This window comes from Rhizobium leguminosarum (assembly GCF_019798305.1).
Taxonomy (GTDB): Bacteria; Pseudomonadota; Alphaproteobacteria; order Rhizobiales; family Rhizobiaceae; genus Rhizobium; species Rhizobium leguminosarum_U.
In genome coordinates this window covers 1-19,349 of sequence record NZ_JAAXDD010000033.1, presented here as the reverse complement: position 1 = coordinate 19,349, position 19,349 = coordinate 1, and the positions used below count along the sequence as shown (strand labels likewise).

Annotated in this window: 18 protein-coding genes, 1 tRNA gene and 2 pseudogenes; 11 read left to right on the top strand and 10 right to left on the bottom strand. The window is 58.8% G+C overall.

The window, feature by feature from the left end:
• The coding region (locus tag HFO99_RS32835; protein ID WP_222365717.1) for a right-handed parallel beta-helix repeat-containing protein at positions 1–512 on the bottom strand (512 nt) is incomplete at its 3' end.
• Positions 513–982: 470 nt separating this feature from the next.
• On the opposite strand from HFO99_RS32835, the gene HFO99_RS32830 reads away from it, so the two are divergent.
• Positions 983–1,060: transfer RNA gene (locus HFO99_RS32830), tRNA-Arg, on the top strand.
• Between the two features lie 202 nt (positions 1,061–1,262).
• Positions 1,263–2,094 (top strand): annotated as a pseudogene (locus tag HFO99_RS32825) (oxaloacetate decarboxylase).
• A gap of 321 nt (positions 2,095–2,415) precedes the next feature.
• Here the strand turns inward: HFO99_RS32825 and HFO99_RS32820 are convergent.
• Positions 2,416–2,706, bottom strand: a complete 291-nt coding sequence (locus HFO99_RS32820; protein WP_222335410.1) for a DUF982 domain-containing protein — start codon at positions 2,704–2,706, stop codon at positions 2,416–2,418.
• Positions 2,707–3,115: 409 nt separating this feature from the next.
• Between HFO99_RS32820 and HFO99_RS32815 the strand changes: the two genes are divergently transcribed.
• The gene (locus HFO99_RS32815) at positions 3,116–3,295 is read left to right on the top strand and encodes a hypothetical protein (protein ID WP_017964118.1); all 180 of its coding nucleotides are present in this window, start codon (positions 3,116–3,118) and stop codon (positions 3,293–3,295) included.
• A 135-nt stretch (positions 3,296–3,430) separates the two neighbouring features.
• Here HFO99_RS32815 and HFO99_RS32810 read toward each other — a convergent pair whose 3' ends face one another.
• Both HFO99_RS32810 and HFO99_RS32805 read right to left on the bottom strand, forming a co-directional pair.
• Positions 3,431–3,742: a hypothetical protein gene (locus HFO99_RS32810; protein WP_222253008.1), complete on the bottom strand. Its 312-nt coding sequence runs from the start codon at positions 3,740–3,742 to the stop codon at positions 3,431–3,433.
• A gap of 212 nt (positions 3,743–3,954) precedes the next feature.
• Positions 3,955–4,389: a DUF3597 domain-containing protein gene (locus tag HFO99_RS32805; RefSeq protein WP_222335408.1), complete on the bottom strand. Its 435-nt coding sequence runs from the start codon at positions 4,387–4,389 to the stop codon at positions 3,955–3,957.
• A gap of 415 nt (positions 4,390–4,804) precedes the next feature.
• On the opposite strand from HFO99_RS32805, the pseudogene HFO99_RS32795 reads away from it, so the two are divergent.
• Positions 4,805–5,410, top strand: a pseudogene (locus HFO99_RS32795) (hypothetical protein).
• Between the two features lie 161 nt (positions 5,411–5,571).
• On the opposite strand, the gene HFO99_RS32790 reads toward HFO99_RS32795, so the two are convergent.
• The 4 genes from HFO99_RS32790 to HFO99_RS32775 all read right to left on the bottom strand — a co-directional run bounded on the left by HFO99_RS32790 (position 5,572) and on the right by HFO99_RS32775 (position 9,867).
• Positions 5,572–6,345: an amino acid ABC transporter ATP-binding protein gene (locus HFO99_RS32790; RefSeq protein ID WP_018073440.1), complete on the bottom strand. Its 774-nt coding sequence runs from the start codon at positions 6,343–6,345 to the stop codon at positions 5,572–5,574.
• A gap of 35 nt (positions 6,346–6,380) precedes the next feature.
• Complete coding sequence (locus HFO99_RS32785; RefSeq protein WP_222253005.1) at positions 6,381–7,535, bottom strand: amino acid ABC transporter permease; 1,155 nt, start codon at positions 7,533–7,535, stop codon at positions 6,381–6,383.
• A gap of 1 nt (position 7,536) precedes the next feature.
• A complete protein-coding gene (locus HFO99_RS32780; protein ID WP_222365716.1) occupies positions 7,537–8,739 on the bottom strand; it encodes an amino acid ABC transporter permease in 1,203 nt (400 codons plus the stop codon).
• A gap of 102 nt (positions 8,740–8,841) precedes the next feature.
• Complete coding sequence (locus HFO99_RS32775) at positions 8,842–9,867, bottom strand: amino acid ABC transporter substrate-binding protein (RefSeq protein ID WP_222335404.1); 1,026 nt, start codon at positions 9,865–9,867, stop codon at positions 8,842–8,844.
• Positions 9,868–10,228: 361 nt separating this feature from the next.
• Here HFO99_RS32775 and HFO99_RS32770 point away from each other — a divergent pair, with 361 nt between their 5' ends.
• Positions 10,229–11,419 carry a cystathionine beta-lyase gene (locus HFO99_RS32770; protein WP_222335403.1) on the top strand — a complete coding sequence of 397 codons (1,191 nt, stop codon included), beginning with the start codon at positions 10,229–10,231 and terminating at the stop codon, positions 11,417–11,419.
• Between the two features lie 31 nt (positions 11,420–11,450).
• Here HFO99_RS32770 and HFO99_RS32765 read toward each other — a convergent pair whose 3' ends face one another.
• Together HFO99_RS32765 and HFO99_RS32760 are read right to left on the bottom strand one after the other, a co-directional pair.
• Complete coding sequence (locus tag HFO99_RS32765; protein ID WP_222365715.1) at positions 11,451–12,605, bottom strand: FAD-dependent monooxygenase; 1,155 nt, start codon at positions 12,603–12,605, stop codon at positions 11,451–11,453.
• Positions 12,606–12,632: 27 nt separating this feature from the next.
• Positions 12,633–12,878: a zinc-finger domain-containing protein gene (locus tag HFO99_RS32760; protein ID WP_017964128.1), complete on the bottom strand. Its 246-nt coding sequence runs from the start codon at positions 12,876–12,878 to the stop codon at positions 12,633–12,635.
• Between the two features lie 158 nt (positions 12,879–13,036).
• Between HFO99_RS32760 and HFO99_RS32755 the strand changes: the two genes are divergently transcribed.
• The 6 genes from HFO99_RS32755 (at position 13,037) to clpA (ending at position 18,900) form a co-directional block, all read left to right on the top strand.
• On the top strand, positions 13,037–13,822 hold the full coding sequence (locus HFO99_RS32755; RefSeq protein WP_222365714.1) for an alpha/beta fold hydrolase: 786 nt from the start codon (positions 13,037–13,039) through the stop codon (positions 13,820–13,822).
• A 128-nt stretch (positions 13,823–13,950) separates the two neighbouring features.
• Positions 13,951–14,784, top strand: a complete 834-nt coding sequence (gene cysE, locus HFO99_RS32750; RefSeq protein ID WP_011651805.1) for a serine O-acetyltransferase — start codon at positions 13,951–13,953, stop codon at positions 14,782–14,784.
• Positions 14,785–14,923: 139 nt separating this feature from the next.
• A complete protein-coding gene (locus HFO99_RS32745) occupies positions 14,924–15,127 on the top strand; it encodes a DUF3126 family protein (RefSeq protein ID WP_003539277.1) in 204 nt (67 codons plus the stop codon).
• 272 nt (positions 15,128–15,399) lie between these two features.
• Positions 15,400–15,771, top strand: a complete 372-nt coding sequence (locus tag HFO99_RS32740) for a phasin family protein (protein ID WP_222253000.1) — start codon at positions 15,400–15,402, stop codon at positions 15,769–15,771.
• A 275-nt stretch (positions 15,772–16,046) separates the two neighbouring features.
• On the top strand, positions 16,047–16,397 hold the full coding sequence (gene clpS, locus HFO99_RS32735; protein ID WP_017988219.1) for an ATP-dependent Clp protease adapter ClpS: 351 nt from the start codon (positions 16,047–16,049) through the stop codon (positions 16,395–16,397).
• A gap of 10 nt (positions 16,398–16,407) precedes the next feature.
• Positions 16,408–18,900, top strand: coding sequence for an ATP-dependent Clp protease ATP-binding subunit ClpA (gene clpA / locus HFO99_RS32730; RefSeq protein WP_222365713.1), 2,493 nt, complete (start codon positions 16,408–16,410; stop codon positions 18,898–18,900).
• Positions 18,901–19,349: the final 449 nt, after the last annotated feature.

Below are 19,349 nucleotides of genomic sequence, written 5' to 3'. Positions count from 1 at the left end.
CCATCGTCCGGCGCCCCGGTGATATTCCGGTTCTGGTAGAGAGAGATGCCTGAAAACCAGCCGGAACTCGCATTTTTGTAAGTCTCGTTCCCTTCGATCGTGATGAAGTCGGATCCGGCGAAGGCGATGCCGGACGCACCGTTGTCGTGGGAAACGTTATCGGCGATCCTCACATGGTGGACGCCATCACCAACAATGCCGTGCGAATCGCTCCCGTAGACCTCGAAGCCCTTGACCGCCACATAGTTAGCAGTGATGTTGATGCCATTTGCGCCGCCCGATGCTGAGTGGATCACCGCTCCACCCGGTACCTCCGATCGCAAGGTAATGTAGCCGGCGGCGGAACCATCCTTGTACATGTTCACCGACTCATTATAGACACCAGCGCGCACCACAACCTCGTCGCCGGGCTTAAGGTCCGACGCCATCGCGTCGCTGATCGTGCGAAATGGAGAGGAGGTGCTGCCGTTACCACCGCCGCTGCCGGTCGTCGCTACGTAGTATGTCGTCATGTTCTTGTTCCTCAACCTTAGCGTTGTTCTTTACCAATTACTAATATTGGTTAATCAGTCGTTACGGCGGCCGGTTATAGGGCGACGTTCCGGAGGGCGCAACAGCAACACGACAGTAAGTGCTTGAGAATCATAGCCATATTGCTGCCACATTATCCAAATCGATCCGAAGTTACAGTTTGAAATACTTGGTGAATTTCGAGTCGTCGAAATTAAGGCAATATTTATATCTCGCTTACCGAGAATTATTCTTTCTGCAACTATAGCGACATGCACCCGTTGAAAACATTTGAAAAATCTGGTGGGCGTGACGGGATTCCTCCCGCCAATGGGGGAATCGACATTTTTTCCTGAATCTAGCTATTTTGGGCTGAATCGCCTTAAAGATGCCCGCACGCAGCCCTGGATGCATTGAGATTTCTCGTCCATATGCCGCTTCCGGTCGCGCTCATGAGTCGCAGCCGCCGGACGGCCCCTTAGCTCATCTGGATAGAGCCACCTGCCTTCTAAGCAGGTTGTCGCAGGTTCGATTCCTGCAGGGGTCGCCATCATTTCAAGTGTCCAATACCGAAGACGAAGACATGGGTGATAGCTGGTTTCGGACTCATGTCTGGTCCAGGCATGAGCCTGACTGAAAGGCGCCCCAAGAGCCATCGTCGCCATTCTCTCCAAAGCAAGTTCGCGGAGCGTGTTCACATTTCGTTCCCGTGGTGCTAGTCTCACCTTCATTGACGGGCGAGAGGAGGCCTTATGGATCAAAGGGGCAAATTTGAGCGACTGAAGGCGCTTCACCAGGACAGGGCTTTTGTCATGCCCAACCCACGGGATGCCGGTTCGGCTCGCCTTCTCGCGAGCCTTGGCTTCGAGGCGCTCGCGACTACCAGCGCGGGTTACGCCTTTTCCAAAGGAAAATTGGATTCATTTGCGAGCCTTGGACGGGATGAGGTCCTTGAGAACGCCGCCGAGATCGTTGGCGCTGTTGTTCTTCCTGTCTCTGCCGACCTTGAAGATGGCTTCGGTGCGTCGCCAGAAACCTGTGTGGAAACCATCCGCTTGGCCTGCGAAACCGGACTTGTAGGCGGATCGATCGAAGACGCAACAGGTAATCCTGCTGCCCCGATCTACGAGCTATCGCAAGCCGTCGAGCGCATCCATGTTGCAGCAGAGGTCGCACGCGGTCTGCCTTTCCTTCTTACGGCGCGGGCGGAGAATTATCTTTGGGAGAGACCCGATCTGGACGACACCATCGAACGGCTGCAAGCATTTTCGGCCGCTAGATGTGCTTTACGCCCCCGGTTTGCCGGACATCGAAGCAATCAGAACCGTTTGTGCGGCCGTGGACAAGCCAGTCAACGTGGTCATGGGTTTGAAAGGGCGAAAATACTCGGTTGCCGAACTGTCGAGCGTCGGAGTACGCCGCGTGAGTGTCGGCGGCTCTTTCGCGCGGGCCGCGCTGGGTGCGTTGATGCGCGCCGCTATGGAGGTCAAAACAGCCGGTACGTTTGGATATGCCGACGACGCGCTCTCCGCTGCATTCGCCAGCCAACTGATGTCCCAGGAGAAGCGCCAGGACAGGCTGTGAGTTGGGCAGAAACCAAAGTCGAGAAGCAAAGAGTTCGTCAAGGGACTGCAGCGGCAGTTAGTCTGTCTGCAGTGGGCCGCCCCGGACGAAACGTCACGGTGACTTTCTTCGCGCGGATGAAACCATCCAGCCCGTAACAGGGCCGGCGGCCGCGGCTCGATCTGGGAGTGTTCATAGAACCCGGTGCTATCCCGCACTTCCCTCAGCCCTTATACGAGGCAGGCTGCAGCTTTCCGCCATGCGTCCAAGCCCCGTGTATTCGGCTTCGGCGATCAGCGTCGGCTGCGCGCCTATTGCGTCCTGCCGGATCCAGCAGCGATCTCAGTGAACGACTGAGAGGTAGCGGATGCCGGCTTCATCAGCCGCTCTCATCAGCGCTTCCCGCGCGGCGTGTGGGGGCGTGGTGCCGCGAATGGCGTCGAGGCATGTCCTCACCGCCACGACGTACTCCTCGCCATCATCCCCAGGCCATTCGGAAATGAGCATGTTGGCTGCCTCGCCGAGAGTTCTGACGACGCTGTATTTATCTTGGCCGCTCATGAGTATCCTCAGTGCGGGAAATTGATGCGATGTGTACCGATTCATGACATTTGGTCCTTGCATCATAAACATATTAGTAACTCTGCAAGAAGCGTTCCAACTGGAGCTGCAGCATGATCATCCCACGGATGGTTCCGCAAAAACAGTCGGCAATGCCTCTCCTGCCAGAAGTCGGGAACTTGTTTTAAACACATTGCCGTCCTATTGATTCTTCTATCGAAATTGCTTGTCGAGCTTGGTTTGCGCCCTGGCGTCCCAGCTGATCTTTCCTTTCAAAATCGATTTCTGCGCCGTCCGGCAGCCGCCGGAGGGTGATTGTCATGCCGGTTGAGGGGGAATCGTCATGAACGCAGGCAATTCTTTGATCGACGCAAGCCTCCGCCAAACACCCATCGTCGCTGCCTGATATGCCTTCGGTCTTTGACCGAGGAAGTCAGTGGCGGCATTCAGGCTGGGTTTTCCAGCCATTGAGGAGAATTTCATGAGCAAGACCAATGCAGAAGCACTGTTGCGCAAAATGCAGCGCCAGGTCGCCAATACCAGTGGCGGTGGCCATCTTGGCGGCACCAACTTCGGTCAGGGCAATGACGCCAAGACCTCGTCCGGAAGCGGCAATCGCCCGGCAGGCAAGGGCAGGCCGCCAAGTGGCGGCAAACGCTGACGACAGCGCCGCACCTTTAAGCCGCTGTTGCACTTTGAATGGCTGCATCGCGATTGAAGACAACCCCGCCATAATGGCGGGGTTTTGTTTGATGGGCCTCAGAAGGTCTATGGCGGTGGAACTGCTCGGCTCTTCTCAGCGATCCAGGAAATGATCGAAGTAGACCTGGGGGATGGGGTAGGCGTAGACGCCCCTATCGACGAAACTGTACCTATAAAGGCAGCTTCTGAGAGCCGCGTTGTAATAGAGGCTGTGCGGGTCCGTTGAGCCGCGTCGCCATGAGCCTGCTTCCGGCACGCACCGCTGAAGCGCTTTATCGTATCGAGCCAGGAGCGCCGGGTCGGTGTCGACCCGAATGCCGCTATAGGATTGATAGTTTGAAGGAGATTCTGCGGCCGATATACAGCCCAGGCTAAGTGCAAGACCAACGACTGCCATCAATCTCATTGGATTTATTCCCCCTGATCGATTATCGAAGTATCGAGCAGAACGTTATTAGTTCCAATGCCTGCGGGCAAGGCCCCGCTTGTTGCGGCGTCTACATCGGCGGCGTGATCTTCTGGATGGCCGACCGTGAGAAATGAGCGAGATCATCTCGCCAAGCGCACCGGCGGCTTGAGAGCTGCCGCCACAGAATGGCGGCAGCAATTTTGTACCGATCAATCCAAGAGATCGGCGGGAACCTTGCCGCCATTTTCCGAAAGCCGCTTCATCAGCGCCTTGTGCAGCCACATGTTCATTTTTGCGGAATCGTTGGTGTCGCCGGGATAGCCGAGTTCAGCAGCAAGTTCCTTGCGCTCGGTCAGGCTGGCATCCATCCCGACGGCTTTCATCAGGTCCACGATCGAGTGGCGCCAATCGAGTTTTTGACCGCTCTTCTTCACAGCCGCGTCGAGGATGGGCACGATATCGAGTGTGGCTGTAGCGGTGGCCGGCTTGCTCTGCGGGGCAGGGGCCGCAGGCGTCGGACTGGGCGCTGCCGACGGTGAGGCAGGCGCTTGAGCCGGCTCTACCTTCGGCGCGCCGGCGGCAACGGGTTCGGCTGCCTTCGCCTCTCCGAAGATTGCATGTTTGATTTTGTCGAAAATGCCCATTCTAAACCTCCAGTTCCATCAGATGAGAACATGCTGAAACATGGACTTCCCGCCTGATATATCCAGGCGGGAAGGGAGTTATTTTTAGCATGTTCAATCGTTGGTGGAAAAGCCAATGCCCGCGACAGCTGCGATCGATCTCAAGGAAGAGTTCCGATCGGATTATTCGCCGCCATGCACGCCGGAAACCGAGCTCTGCTTGCGGAAGTCCTGCTGCCGGCTGGAGATTGCTGGCGCCATCGGAGGAAATACTCCGTCTGCTCTCCAGTTGCTGCAAGACATGTTCGCTTTCGACACAGTCGGGCAGATAATTCTCACTTCAATAACGGTGAATCATCGTACGCCGCCGAACCGACTTGCTGCGCCGAATTGTGAAACATTCGTCATCCCTTCACGTTGCCTTGCCGTCCTGAAGTTGCAGGCGTCCGATCGATCGAAGGCACGCGCGTCCTCGATTTTCGACTGCCGGGCAGATCGTTCGGCGGAATGAAAACGGAGGAAAACATGACCCATACCACCATAGACTGTCCTTTGCAGTGCTCGCATCCACCTGCGTCCTCCTTGCCATGCCGGCAAACGATGCCCGTGCGATCGATGTCGGTGTGTCGGTGAATGCAGGCAAAGCCGTCAGCGCCGATGTCGGCGGCGGCAACGGTGTCGACGCAGACGCCAAGGCCAGGCTTGGCGGCGGGCGCGGCGTCAATACCGATCTCAATGCACGCACCGGCGGTTCGAACGGAATCGATGCCAAGGCCACGGCCTCGTTCGGCGGCGGTAACGGCGTCGATGTCAATGTCGCTATCGGCCGTGTAGACGAGGCTGGCGGCAATGCCACGGCGACGCCCGCCAGCACGCCAGCACCCTCAGCGCGTCACAGACACGCACCCTGGAGGCCTTCCGCAGCATGCCTGTCAATGACCAGCGCAAGATGCTCGTCCGTTGCGCCGACATCTCCGCCTCTGGCGGTGATTCCGGCCGTGCCGGTCTCTGCAGTCTGCTGCAGGCGACAGTCTCCCGCTGAACATGCAAAACCCGCCGAGCCAGCGGCTCGGCGGGTCTTTTCAAAGGATGCTTCGATCTAAAGCATGTTGCGCAAAAGGGTGCAGCGGTTTTGCGACAACGACATGCGTAAAAACAATGGCCTAAAGCGCGAGGAGCGAATCCGAAAGATCGCGACGCGCTTTAGTGTAGGATCTGGCTGAGGAACAGCTTGGTGCGTTCGTGCTGCGGATTGTCGAAGAACTCGGCCGGTGAATTCTGCTCGACGATCTGGCCCTGGTCCATGAAGATGACGCGGTTGGCGACCTGGCGGGCAAAGCCCATTTCGTGTGTGACGCAGAGCATGGTCATGCCTTCCTCGGCAAGACCAACCATGGTGTCGAGCACTTCCTTGATCATTTCGGGATCGAGCGCCGAGGTCGGCTCGTCGAACAGCATGATCTTCGGGTTCATGCACAGCGACCGGGCGATCGCCACACGTTGCTGCTGGCCGCCGGAGAGCTGGCCCGGATATTTGTTGGCCTGCTCCGGAATCTTGACCCGCTTGAGGAAGTGCATAGCCACTTCTTCGGCCTGCTTCTTCGGCATCTTGCGCACCCAGATCGGCGCCAGCGTGCAGTTTTCGAGGATCGTCAGATGCGGGAAGAGGTTGAAGTGCTGGAACACCATGCCGACTTCGCGCCGCACTTCGTCGATCTTCTTCAGGTCGTTGGTGAGCTCGGTGCCATCGACGATGATGTTGCCCTTCTGATGCTCTTCCAGGCGATTGATGCAGCGGATCATCGTCGACTTGCCCGAGCCCGATGGGCCGGCGATGACGATGCGCTCGCCGCGCATGACCTTCAGGTTGATGTCGCGCAACACGTGGAAATCGCCGTACCACTTGTTCATGTTGATGATCTCGACCGCCACTTCCGTTGCGGAAACGGTGAGCTTTTTCGCTGGAGCTTCAGCCATGATTATTTTCCCTTATTTTTATCGTTTTAGCGTTCTTATCGTTTGTGGCCGGTATCGAGATGGCGTTCCATGAAACCTGAATAGCGCGACATCCCGAAGCAGAACAGCCAGAAGATGAAGCCCGCGAAGATCAGACCCGTGATCGGCGTGACAGCGCTTGCCCAGTTGGCATCGGAGAAGTTCAGCTTGACGATGCCAAGCAGATCGAACATGCCGATAATGGTGACCAGCGACGTGTCCTTGAACGTTCCGATGAAGGTGTTCACGATGCTCGGGATCACCAGCTTGATGGCCTGCGGCATGATGATCAGCCGGGTCTTTTGCCAATAGCCGAGGCCAAGTGAATCGGCGCCTTCGAACTGTCCCTTCGGGATCGCCTGAAGGCCGCCGCGGATCACTTCCGCCATATAGGCCGACGTGAAGATCGACACACCGATCAGCGCCCGAAGCAGTTTGTCCACGTTCCAGCCTGTGGGAAGGAAGAGCGGCAGCATGACACTTGCCATGAACAGAACGGTGATCAGCGGAACGCCTCGAATGACCTCGATGAAGGTAACGCAAAGCATCCGGATGACGGGCATCTTCGAGCGGCGTCCCAGCGCGAGCAGAATGCCGCAGGGTAAAGAGACGGCAATACCGACAAAGGACAGAACGAGCGTCACCATCAACCCGCCCCAGAGCGGAGTATCCACCACTTCGAGGCCGAAGCCGCCGTGAAGAAGCCAGAAGGCGAGGACCGGCAGGACGGCGAACAGAAGAATGGCGTTCAGGCCCTTGCGCGGCGCCGACGGGATCAACATCGGAACCAGCAGCAGAATGAACAGGATCCCGACGATCGCCGGCCTCCAACGCTCATTGAGCGGATAGCGGCCGAAGATAAACTGATCGTACTTGGCGCTGATGAAGGCCCAGCATGCACCGCTCCAGCCGTCAGGCTGGATGCCGCCCTGGATCGTCGTCGCGCAGAATGTGCGGTCCGGGCCTGACCACACGGCCTGGATGAACAGCCAGTTGACGAGGTGCGGCACGGCCCATGCGATGAGCGCAAGAGCCAGGATCGTCAGGATCACGTCCTTCGGAGTTGCCAGGAGATTGCGACGTATCCAGGCGACGGCTCCCCTCTCGCCGGGGGGCGGCGGTTCGGCGGCAAGGATGGACGTTCTGACAAAGGGTTTATCGGCGACCGACATCTTATCTCTCCACCAGTGCCATCTTGGCATTGAACCAATTCATGAACAGCGACGTGAGAATGCTCAAGCTGAGATAGACGATACCCCAGATGCAGACGATCTCGATCGCTTGACCGCTCTGATTGAGGATCGTGCCACCGACGGCAACGAGATCCGAGAAACCGATCGCGATGGCGAGTGAGGAATTCTTGGTCAGGTTCAGGTACTGGCTTGTCAGCGGCGGGATGATGATGCGCAGCGCCTGCGGCACCACGACAAGTCTCGTCACGCTCGACGCATGCAGCCCCAGCGCACCGGCTGCTTCGGATTGTCCCTTTGCAACGCCGCGAATGCCGCCGCGCACGATCTCGGCGATGAACGAGGCGGTATAGAAGGACAGGGCGAGAAACAGCGACATGAATTCGGGGCCGACGACGGAGCCGCCGGTGAGGTTGAATTTTCCGGCAATCGGAACGTCGAAGGTGAGCGGAAAGCCGGAGACAACGAAGACCAGCAATGGCAAGCCGATGATCAGCGCGATCGACGTCCATACGGTGTGGAACGGTTGGCCGGTTGCGGCTTGGCGCTTGTGGGCCCAGCGCACGATGATGATTGTGGCGACAATCGCAATCAGCAGGGCGATGCCGACGGCTATCATACCTGTCTCGAAGATCGGCTTCGGAAAGGCTAGTCCTCTGTTGTTGAGAAACATGTTGAACGGCAGACCCACCGACTCTCGCGGCTGCGGCAAGACGGAAAGAACGCCGAGATACCAGAAAAAGATGACGAGCAGCGGCGGAATGTTGCGGAAAATCTCGACATAGACCGTGCAGAGCTTGGCAATCAGCCAATTGCGCGACAGCCGGCCGATCCCGATCAGAAAGCCGATGATGGTCGCCGTGAAGATCCCGGTCACCGCCACCAGCAAGGTATTCAGAATGCCGACGAGAAGTGCGCGCGCATAAGTCGAGTCACTCGAAAAGCTGATCAGCGATTGGCCGATTTCGAAACCGGCGCGACCGCGAAGAAAGCCGAAACCCGATGCCGTATTGCTGCGGGCAAGGTTCACGGCCGTGTTGTGGGCCACCCACCACACAAAGCCCACGAGAGCAACGATTGTTAGAACCTGGTAAAATATGCTCCGGTATTTCGGGTCGTACATTGCCGACCGGAAACTCCAGCCGGTGCCATGCAAAGGTGTTGTATCCACAACCTCATGCGTCATGCCGCGCCAATCCCCTTGTGCCCGTTTTCGGGCTTTCTTTTTACTTTTTGGAGTGGGAAGGCGACTTGGCCGCCTTCCCGGTATTTCACTGCCAGTGCTCGATTAACGAACCGGCGGTGCGTACTGGATGCCGCCCTTGTTCCACAGAGCATTCAAGCCGCGTGCGATCTTGAGGGGGCTACCCTCACCGATGTTGCGCTCGAAGATTTCGCCATAATTGCCGACGCCCTTGATGACGTTGGCGGCCCAATCATTGGTCAGGCCGAGATCGGTGCCGATCTTGGTGTCGGTCTCGCTGCCGAGGAAGCGCTTGATATCCGGGTTCGGCGAGTTCTTCATCTCGTCGACATTGGCCTGGGTAATGCCGAACTCTTCGGCATTGATCAGCGCATAAGCCGTCCAGGAAACGATGTCGAACCACTGGTCGTCACCCTGACGGACGGCCGGGCCAAGCGGCTCCTTGGAGATGATCTCAGGAAGGATGACGTGTTCGTCGGGATTCTTCAGCGTCAGACGCAACGAATAGAGACCGGATTGGTCGGTCGTGTAAACGTCGCAACGACCGGCGTCATAGGCTGCGTTGACTTCAGGAAGGTTTTCGAAGACGACCGGATTGTACTGCAGATTGTTCGTCTTGAAGTAATCGGCGAGGTTCAGTTCGGTAGTCGTGCCTGACTGTACGCAGACTGCGGCGCCGGAGAGTTCGAGAGCCGACTTCACGTTCAGGCCCTTGCGCACCATGAAGCCCTGGCCGTCGTAATAGGTGACAGGACGGAAGTTGAAGCCGAGTGCGGTGTCGCGATTGATCGTCCAGGTCGTATTGCGCGAGAGAACGTCGATTTCACCGGACTGCAGAGCGGTGAAGCGTTCCTTCGCATTTGTCGGCGTGTACTTCACCTTGGTGGGGTCGCCGAACACGGCCGAAGCGACGGCCTTACAGAAGTCGACGTCGAAGCCGGCCCAATTGCCGGAAGCGTCAGGTGCGGCAAAGCCGGTAAGGCCGGTATTGACGCCGCACTGAACGAAACCCTTTGCCTTGACGTCTGAGAGAGTGGTGGCGGAGGCGGCCGAGGTGCCAGCTGCCAAAACTGCTGCGCCGATGGCGGCCGACAGGAGCTTATTTTTCATTTTCCCAACCTTTTCCGTTGTCTTATCTTTTCTTGTGGAGAGTGCGTGCCGACAATCCGTGCCGCCTCCCCATTGTCTCGACACCCTCCCGGCGCGAGTGACCCTATCACAGTCGCAAATGTCACTATGGTCAAGTGTCGCGCCCAATAATTGCGGCAAAATTCAGAATTTTGGTAGATTGCGCTGCATTCATGGGCGGTTGGCTATGAAATAGGCGTCCGCCTGCGGAAAAATAACGCGAAAATCGAAATTTCCGTCATTTCGGATCGTCGCCTGCAACTGATCTTCAAGGGGTTGACCCGAAACGGCGGGGCGTCCAAAAGTCTGGTTTCGCGACCCTTCGCCAAAGGCTATGCCCGACATGAAAGACAAAGACAGCTTGCTGCAGAATGCCGGCATCAACACCCGCCTGACCCATATCGGCAACGACCCGTTCGACTATCACGGCTTCATCAATCCGCCGGTCGTGCACGCCTCGACGGTGTTGTTTCCGAGTGCGCGGGCGATGGAGACGCGCACGCAGAAATACACCTACGGAACGCGCGGCACACCGACGACGGATGCGCTCTGCGAGGCGATCGACGCGCTCGAAGGCTCGGCCGGCACGATCCTCGTCCCCTCGGGCCTTGCGGCCGTCACCATTCCATTCCTGGGTTTCGTCGCTGCCGGCGATCATGCGCTGGTGGTCGATTCGGTCTATGGTCCGACGCGCCATTTCTGCGACACGATGCTGAAGCGCCTAGGCGTCGAGGTGGAATATTACGATCCGGAGATCGGCGCCGGCATCGAGACGCTGTTCCGGCCGAACACGAAACTCGTCCATACCGAGGCCCCGGGCTCCAATACGTTCGAAATGCAGGATATTCCGGCGATCTCGGCGGTTGCGCACCGCCATGGCGCCGTCGTCATGATGGACAATACCTGGGCAACGCCGCTCTATTTCAGGCCGCTCGATCACGGCGTTGACATCTCGATCCACGCATCGACGAAATATCCGTCCGGCCATTCCGATATTCTGCTCGGAACGGTTTCGGCCAATGCCGAGCATTGGGAGCGGCTGAAGGAGGCAAACGGTGTGCTCGGCATCTGCGGCGCACCCGATGATGCCTACCAGATCCTGCGCGGATTGCGCACCATGGGCCTGCGCCTCGAGCGGCATTATGAAAGCGCGCTTGATATCGCGGAATGGCTGGAGGGCAGGGAGGATGTCGCCCGCGTGCTGCATCCGGCCCTGCCGAGTTTCCCCTCCCACCATCTCTGGAAGCGCGATTTCAAAGGCGCCAGCGGGATCTTTTCCTTCGTGCTTGCCGCCGATGGTCCCGAGAAGTCCAGAGCAAAGGCGCATGCCTTCCTCGACGCGCTCAGGATTTTCGGTCTCGGTTATTCCTGGGGCGGCTATGAAAGCCTCGCCTTGCACGCCTATCTCAACGATCGCACGGTCGCTAAGGCTCCGACGGACGGTCCGGTCATCCGCCTGCAGATCGGCATCGAGGACGTGGCCGACCTCAAGGCCGATATCGAGCGGGGTTTTGCCGCCGCAAGCGCCATCTGACTGGACACGCTTTGTCATCGCTGACGGCGCCTCAAGATAGATCTGCGGCCCGATAGCCGTAGATCCAGTCGAGATCTGCCGCCAGGCTTAGCGGCGGCTTGAGGCCGAGCACGAGATCGCGACCGATCCGGATCGGCCCTTTCGCATGATAGGCAAACCGGTTGAAGGCGCCGCGCTGGCGAAGCTTCGCGATGCGCGGCGCGCGATGTCGTTCGAAGAGCGCCAGCGCTTCCGCCACGGGACGGTTCGAAAGAAACGCGGCCAGTTCATAGGCGTCTTCGATCGCCATCGCCGCTCCCTGGGCGGCAAACGGCATCATCGCATGTGCGGCGTCGCCGATCAGAACTGTCTTTCGGCCGTCCTGCCATGCGCCTGATGTGGTTTCGAACAGCGGCCAGAACGTCAGCTTCCGGTGTTTTTCAAGCAGCGAGACGATCGCGGCGTTCCAGCCGGAAAGGCGCGCCCGCAGCTGCGCCCGCTGCTGGGCCGTCGGCTCACTTTGCCAGGCCTGCGGCGCGATATTGCCGGCGGTGATCGCCACCATATTGAAGCTGCCGGTCTCCCTGAGCGGATAGCAGACGAGATGTGCGGAGCCGCCGAGAAAAGCCGAAACGCTTGCCCGGTCGAGGAAACCAGGCGCCTCATTTTCGGGAATGGTAAAGCGATAGGCGATATTGCCCGAAAAGCGCGGCGAGGGGCTGCCCGGAACGGATTGCCGAAGCTTCGACCAGACGCCGTCGGCGCCGATGACGACATCGGCTGCCCGCTCGAAAGGCGGTAGGGTCAAGTCCATCCGCACGCCGAGGTGAAGCCGGCAGAGCGGATCGGCCGTAACCGCAGCCAAAAGGGCTTTTTGCAATGTGGTGCGGTGCAGGACGCCATAGGGAGCGCCCCAGCGTTCCCGCGCGAATTTGCCGGCCGGCACCGCCGCGAGCTGGCGAAGCGAACTGCCCGATATCAGCCGGATCGCGTCCGGCTCGAGCCAGACCTTTGACAGTCCTTCAAGGACACCGAATTCGGCAAGGATGCGGGAGGCGTTCGGCGAAACCTGCAATCCGGCGCCAATGTCGGTGAGTTCGCCCGCCTGCTCGAAGATCTCCGAACTGATACCCCGGCGCGAAAGCGCAAGGGCAGCGGTCAGCCCTGATATCCCGGCGCCGATGATGGCGGCATGTTCGACCGGCATTATCCGTCCGATCCGGATCTGGACTGACTACGCCGCCTTCACGTGGAAAACGCAACCGGCCGGATTGGTCTGGCTGGGCTTGAGCGCGGAATTGAAGCGATAGAGCGTCGAGCAATAGGAACAGACCTTCTCGTTGTCGTCGCCCATGTCGATGAAGATATGCGGATGATCGAAGGGAGCCGAAGCGCCGGTGCACATGAATTCCTTGACGCCGACTTCGATAACGCTGTGACCGCCGTCGTTCTGGAAGTGGGGAATGTTGTGGCCGGCCATGTCGCTCTCCGAATGCTTTGAAATGTGCGCGAACCTTATAAGCCTTCGCCGCAAATGTGTAGAGCCAAACCGCCGCGTCAGGCACAGTTTTTAGCCACAGTTTTTGGCTTCACGCTGACAAGCCGCTCGACTATGGTCGCGCCAAAAAGGAAGGCCCGATGAATCTGAATTCACCCGCATTTTCAAGCTTCACCCATGATGGATTGCAGCTCGCCTTCTTCGATGAGGGCGATCCGGCCGGTGTGCCCGTGTTGTTGATCCACGGCTTTGCTTCGACCGCAAACGTCAATTGGGTGCATCCGGGCTGGCTGAAGACGCTGGGCGATGCCGGCTACCGGGTGATCGCCATGGACAATCGCGGCCACGGCGCAAGCGACAAGCCGCATGATGCCGAAGCCTATCGTCCCTGGGTCATGGCCGGCGATGCGATCGCCTTGCTGGATCATCTCGGCATCCCGGAGGCCAATGTCATGGGCTATTCGATGGGCGCGCGCATTTCTGTCTTTGCCGCACTTGCCAACCCCCATCGGGTCGGTTCGCTGGTTCTCGGCGGCCTCGGCATCGGCATGACCGACGGCGTCGGCGACTGGGACCCGATCGCCGATGCGCTGCTGGCTCCCTCGCTCGACGACGTCACGCATGCCCGCGGCCGCATGTTCCGCGCCTTCGCCGAGCAGACGAAGAGTGACCGCGTCGCCCTTGCCGACTGTATCCGCGGCTCGCGCGATCTCGTTGCCCGCTCCGATATGGCCAAGCTCGACATGCCGACGCTGATCGGCGTCGGCACCAAGGATGATATCGCCGGCTCGCCGCAGGAATTGGCGGCGCTGATGAAAAATGCCGAAGCGCTCGATATTCCGGGCCGCGATCATATGCTCGCCGTCGGCGACAGGGTTTTTAAGCAGGCGGTGTTGGCCTTCTATGCAAGGGTCGCCCATCGCTGACAACATCGTGATGCCGAAAAACCATGCTAAAAAACCATGGCGACGGCACCCATTTATGTTATTGGCGTTTTCCTTTATATATTGGCATTCCGAAAACGGCATTCCTTCCGGCAACGAGGAGAGCGGCGATGGTCGCAAAGACTGACATCCGTGCTTTTGAGACAGGCCATCCGCTGAAGGTGATGGACCCCATCTGGGACAGCCTGCGCGAGGAAGCCCGGCTCGCCGCCGAACGGGATCCGGTTCTCGCCGCCTTCCTCTATTCTACGGTGATCAACTACCATTCGCTCGAGGAATGCGTCATCCACCGCATCTGCGAACGTCTCGATCATCCCGACATGCAGGCGAACCTGCTGCGCCAGACCTTCGAGGAAATGCTTCTCGACTGGCCTGACTGGAGCTCCATCCTGCGCGTCGATATCCAGGCGATCTACGACCGCGATCCCGCATGCCTGCGCTTCATGGAGGCGGTGCTTTATTTCAAGGGCTTCCATGCGCTGCAGACACATCGTCTCGCCCATTGGCTGCTGAACCGCGGCCGGCGTGATTTCGCCCTCTATCTGCAGAGCCGCTCCTCCAGCGTCTTCCAGACCGACATCAACCCGGCCGCCCGTATCGGCAAGGGCATCTTCCTCGATCATGCCACCGGCCTCGTCGTCGGCGAGACGGCTGTCATCGGCGACAACGTCTCGATCCTGCACGGCGTCACACTCGGCGGCACCGGCAAAGAGGGCGCCGACCGTCATCCGAAGATCGGCTCCGGCGTCATGATCGGCGCCGGTGCCAAGATCCTTGGCAATATCGAGATCGGCTACTGCTCACGTGTCGCTGCCGGCTCCGTTGTCTTGAAGGCGGTGCCTCCCAAGAAAACGGTGGCGGGCGTTCCGGCCAAGGTCGTCGGCGAGGCCGGTTGTTCAGAGCCGTCGCGCAACATGGACCAGGTGATCGGCGCCGATATCTGAGCGCCCATTGGAAACAAGGATAGGAAAAGTCGGCGGGATCCGAGCAGGGAGACCATGAGCAAACGGCAACCTTGCCTTTACACCGCTGCATTTCCTGTGCAAGAAGCGGCCAATCAAGACCGCTTACGGAGATGACAGAGTGAAGCCAGAAGAAATCAAGAAGCTCGACGCTTATTTCAAGCGCATGTTCAATCCGCAGATGATCGTCAAGGCGCGTCCGCGCAAAGATGATTCTGCGGAAGTCTATCTCGGCGAAGAATTTCTGGGCGTCGTCTATATCGATGACGAGGACGGTGACCGCTCCTACAACTTTTCCATGGCGATCCTCGACGTCGACCTTTGATCGCGTTCGACTAATTTGGCTGAGCCGGGCGGCACGATCCGCCCGGTTTTTTTGTCTTTTGTGCTCACGAGTAAAATTTTTTTTAAAGCTTCTAGTTGCAACATCGGCCTATATATTAGCGAAATCCGTTAAAGACGTACGTGCCCCGGGATCTCGGCTTTGTTTTATTATCGTCATGCAACCTTAAGAGGTGTTGCATCGCACAAGACTACTTGACTATTTGTGCATTGCAGCTACCCTGCGGCCATCAACAGCCCAACGGAGGATGGCTCATGTTCAACTTTGACGATGCCAACAAGAAGAGCAAGGAAGCCGTCGACACGGCCCTGAAAACCTATTCCGACACGACCAAGGGCTTTCAGGCCATCGCCGCCGAAGCCACTGAATATTCGAAGAAATCTTTCCAGGACGCGGTGACGCATTTCGAAACGCTGGCCGGCGTCAAGAGCTTCGAGGCGGCATTCGAGTTGCAGACGAGCTACGTCAAGGCGTATTTTGAAGGCTTTGTCTCCGAGACGACGAAGCTCAGTGAGATGTATGCCGATCTCGCCAAATCAGCCTACAAGCCCTATGAAGCACCGATCGCCGCTGCCGTCGTCAAGAGCGCCAAGTCGGCGCCGTCGGCGACGCCTGCTGCTGCATGAACTGATTTTGACGGCGCAACCTGCGCTACATATTGAAAAATGTGGACCGGCTACGCATCTGTAGCCGGTCTTTTTGTTTCCACTTTCGCTGCAGCGCCCGCATGGGATCGACTGGGGACTTTTTTGGTCTTTCCCGTGCATGCCGGCCATTTCTTGATTGCAGTGTCTGACAGGGGGCTTAAAATCAGCCTATTATGAACTAAGTTAGTGTTTCAGATATTCGGCGGGAAAAGCACCTCCCATGCTCCGCTGGATTGCTTGAGGAATGAATGACAATGATCGCAAAGCCGATCCGGATGCAGAACGACAGCGAAAGGAACGGGGACAACGCAAATCGAACCTCGGTCATCACGCGCACCAAGCCGAAGACCAAGAAGCCCAATCTTTATCGTGTGCTGCTTTTGAATGACGACTACACTCCCATGGAATTCGTCATCCATATTCTGGAGCGTTTTTTTCAGAAGGATCGTGAAAGTGCCACCCGCATCATGCTCCATGTCCATAACCACGGCGTCGGCGAATGCGGAATATTCACATACGAGGTAGCGGAAACGAAGGTTAGCCAGGTGATGGACTTCGCCCGGCAACACCAGCATCCGCTGCAATGCGTCATGGAAAAGAAGTGAGGATCTGAACGTGCCAACATTTTCGCCTAGTTTAGAGAAGGCGCTCCATCAGGCACTGACCTTTGCCAACGAGCGGCACCACGAATACGCGACGCTCGAGCATTTGCTGCTCGCCCTGATCGATGATGCCGATGCGGCCGCGGTCATGGGTGCCTGCAATGTCGATCTCGACGCGCTGCGCAAGACGCTCGTCGAATATGTCGATAACGAACTTTCCAACCTGATCACCGGTTATGACGAGGATTCGAAGCCGACCTCCGGCTTCCAGCGCGTCATCCAGCGGGCGGTCATCCACGTGCAGTCGTCCGGCCGCGAAGAGGTGACCGGCGCTAACGTGCTCGTCGCGATCTTCGCCGAGCGCGAAAGCCATGCCGCCTATTTCCTGCAGGAGCAGGAGATGACCCGCTACGACGCTGTCAATTATATCTCCCACGGCATCGGCAAGCGCCCGGGCGTTTCGGAAGCGCGCCCCCCGCGCGGCGCCGAGGACGAAGCCGAAAGCAGCAAGCCGACGGCGCGCGGCGGCGAGGAAGAGGGCGGTCCCAAGAAGCAGCAGGACGCGCTCAAGGCCTACTGCGTCAATCTCAACGAGAAGGCCAAGGGCGGCAAGATCGATCCGCTGATCGGCCGTCACGCCGAGGTGAGCCGCACGATCCAGATCCTGTGCCGCCGTTCGAAGAACAATCCGCTCTATGTCGGTGATCCCGGCGTCGGCAAGACGGCGATCGCCGAAGGCCTTGCCAAGCGCATTGTCGAAGGCAAGGTGCCGGAAGCGCTCGCCGATGCGACGATCTTCTCGCTCGACATGGGCACGCTGCTCGCTGGCACGCGCTATCGCGGCGATTTCGAGGAGCGCCTGAAGCAGGTCGTCAAGGAACTGGAAGAATATCCGGGCGCTGTGCTCTTCATCGACGAGATCCACACGGTGATCGGCGCCGGCGCCACCTCGGGCGGCGCGATGGATGCATCGAACCTGTTGAAGCCGGCCCTGTCATCGGGTGCGATCCGTTGCATCGGTTCGACCACCTATAAGGAATACCGCCAGTTCTTCGAGAAGGACCGGGCGCTTGTCCGGCGTTTCCAGAAGATCGACGTCAGCGAGCCGTCGATCGATGATGCGATCGAGATCATGAAGGGCTTGAAGCCCTATTTCGAAGAGTATCACCACCTGCGTTATTCGAACGACGCCATCAAGTCGGCAGTCGAATTGTCGGCCCGCTACATCTCCGACCGCAAGCTGCCCGACAAGGCGATCGACGTAATCGACGAAACCGGTGCGGCCCAGATGCTGCTGCCGCCGTCGAAGCGGCGCAAGTTGATCACTGAAAAGGAGATCGAGGCGACGGTCGCCACGATGGCGCGCATACCGCCGAAGACCGTCTCGAAGGACGACGAAGCCGTGCTCGCCAATCTCGAGCAGGAACTGCGTTCGGTGGTCTACGGCCAGGATATCGCGATCGAAGCCCTTTCGACCTCGATCAAGCTGGCGCGTGCCGGCCTCCGCGAGCCGAACAAGCCAATCGGCGCCTATGTCTTCTCCGGTCCGACCGGCGTCGGCAAGACCGAGGTGGCAAAGCAGCTTGCCTCTTCGCTCGGCGTCGAACTCCTGCGCTTCGACATGTCGGAATATATGGAGCGGCACACGGTTTCGCGTCTGCTCGGCGCGCCTCCCGGCTATGTCGGATTCGACCAGGGTGGTCTTCTCACAGATGGCGTCGACCAGCACCCGCATTGCGTGGTCCTGCTCGACGAAATCGAGAAGGCGCATCCCGACATCTACAATATCCTGCTGCAGGTCATGGACCACGGCACGCTGACGGACCATAACGGCAAGAAGATCGATTTCCGCAACGTCATCCTGATCATGACGACCAATGCGGGCGCATCCGAAATGGCCAAGGCAGCGATCGGCTTCGGTTCGTCCAAGCGCACGGGCGAGGACGAGGAGGCGCTGACCCGTCTGTTCACGCCGGAGTTCCGCAACCGTCTCGACGCGATCATTCCTTTCGCGGCGTTGCCGACGGCCGTCATCCACAAGGTCGTGCAGAAGTTCATCATGCAGCTGGAGGCCCAGCTTTCCGAAAGGAACGTCACCTTCGACCTGCACGAGGATGCGATCGCCTGGCTGGCGGAAAAGGGTTACGACGAGAAGATGGGCGCCCGCCCGCTTGCGCGCGTCATTCAAGATACGATCAAGAAGCCGCTCGCCAACGAAATCCTCTTCGGCAAGCTGAAGAAGGGCGGTGTCGTCAACGTCACTGTCGGCCTCAAGGAAGACGGCAAGCCCGGCATCGTGCTCGAAGCCATTTCGGAAACGGCGCCGATCAAGCCGAAGCTCGAAGCCGAGGTCGTGCATCCCGAAGCCGACGACGGGGATGACGGCGAGCTGAAGACGAAGACGGCCCGCAAGACCCGCGCCAAGGCGGTGCCGCAGGCCGAGCCCGAGGTTCGCGACGCCCCGAAGAAGGGAAGCACGGTTCCGAAGGTTCCGCGCAAGAAGTAAGATAGTGTCACCGAATTGGAAAAGGCCGCGTCACCGCGGCCTTTTTTGGTTGTGCGCCCAGCATGGGCGCATTCTTGTGGGTGGAAGTCCCACCGTAAGCTGGTCATGGCGAACGAAGAGAAGCGCAACTGCGGAAGGGCGACCGACCGTGGGGAGGAAGCGTGGATCGAACCTGCGGGCCGATGAATAAGAACCGGATATGAGGCGGTGGGGCGGTGGCGTAAATTCGGCGGTCGTGCAGGGAAGGAGTGCGTTCTTACCTGGGGAGATCTCGCCTCATGCCTGAAAGGGCGACGGTGTCGAGCCGGCGCGAGAAGTCAGCAGGCCGTAGTAGGGAGCGCTTTGGCGCGAACGAAGGGCCGAACGAGAGAGAGTGAAGTTTCCCCGAGGATGAGCAAGGCCATGCGTCAGATGCCGGAAGTGTCCGGGAGATCGGAGAGGCAAGCGGG

Coding starts and splice junctions, on each gene's coding strand:
- HFO99_RS32760 (WP_017964128.1), bottom strand. CDS start 12,878: ATGGCCGGCCACAACATTCCCCACTTCCAGAACGACGGCGGTCACAGC.
- HFO99_RS32805 (WP_222335408.1), bottom strand. CDS start 4,389: ATGGGCATTTTCGACAAAATCAAACATGCAATCTTCGGAGAGGCGAAG.
- HFO99_RS32780 (WP_222365716.1), bottom strand. CDS start 8,739: ATGACGCATGAGGTTGTGGATACAACACCTTTGCATGGCACCGGCTGG.
- HFO99_RS32815 (WP_017964118.1), top strand. CDS start 3,116: ATGAGCAAGACCAATGCAGAAGCACTGTTGCGCAAAATGCAGCGCCAG.
- HFO99_RS32810 (WP_222253008.1), bottom strand. CDS start 3,742: ATGAGATTGATGGCAGTCGTTGGTCTTGCACTTAGCCTGGGCTGTATA.
- HFO99_RS32790 (WP_018073440.1), bottom strand. CDS start 6,345: ATGGCTGAAGCTCCAGCGAAAAAGCTCACCGTTTCCGCAACGGAAGTG.
- cysE (WP_011651805.1), top strand. CDS start 13,951: ATGGTCGCAAAGACTGACATCCGTGCTTTTGAGACAGGCCATCCGCTG.
- HFO99_RS32755 (WP_222365714.1), top strand. CDS start 13,037: ATGAATCTGAATTCACCCGCATTTTCAAGCTTCACCCATGATGGATTG.
- HFO99_RS32740 (WP_222253000.1), top strand. CDS start 15,400: ATGTTCAACTTTGACGATGCCAACAAGAAGAGCAAGGAAGCCGTCGAC.
- clpS (WP_017988219.1), top strand. CDS start 16,047: ATGATCGCAAAGCCGATCCGGATGCAGAACGACAGCGAAAGGAACGGG.
- HFO99_RS32770 (WP_222335403.1), top strand. CDS start 10,229: ATGAAAGACAAAGACAGCTTGCTGCAGAATGCCGGCATCAACACCCGC.
- HFO99_RS32785 (WP_222253005.1), bottom strand. CDS start 7,535: ATGTCGGTCGCCGATAAACCCTTTGTCAGAACGTCCATCCTTGCCGCC.
- HFO99_RS32765 (WP_222365715.1), bottom strand. CDS start 12,605: ATGCCGGTCGAACATGCCGCCATCATCGGCGCCGGGATATCAGGGCTG.
- HFO99_RS32775 (WP_222335404.1), bottom strand. CDS start 9,867: ATGAAAAATAAGCTCCTGTCGGCCGCCATCGGCGCAGCAGTTTTGGCA.
- HFO99_RS32820 (WP_222335410.1), bottom strand. CDS start 2,706: ATGTTTATGATGCAAGGACCAAATGTCATGAATCGGTACACATCGCAT.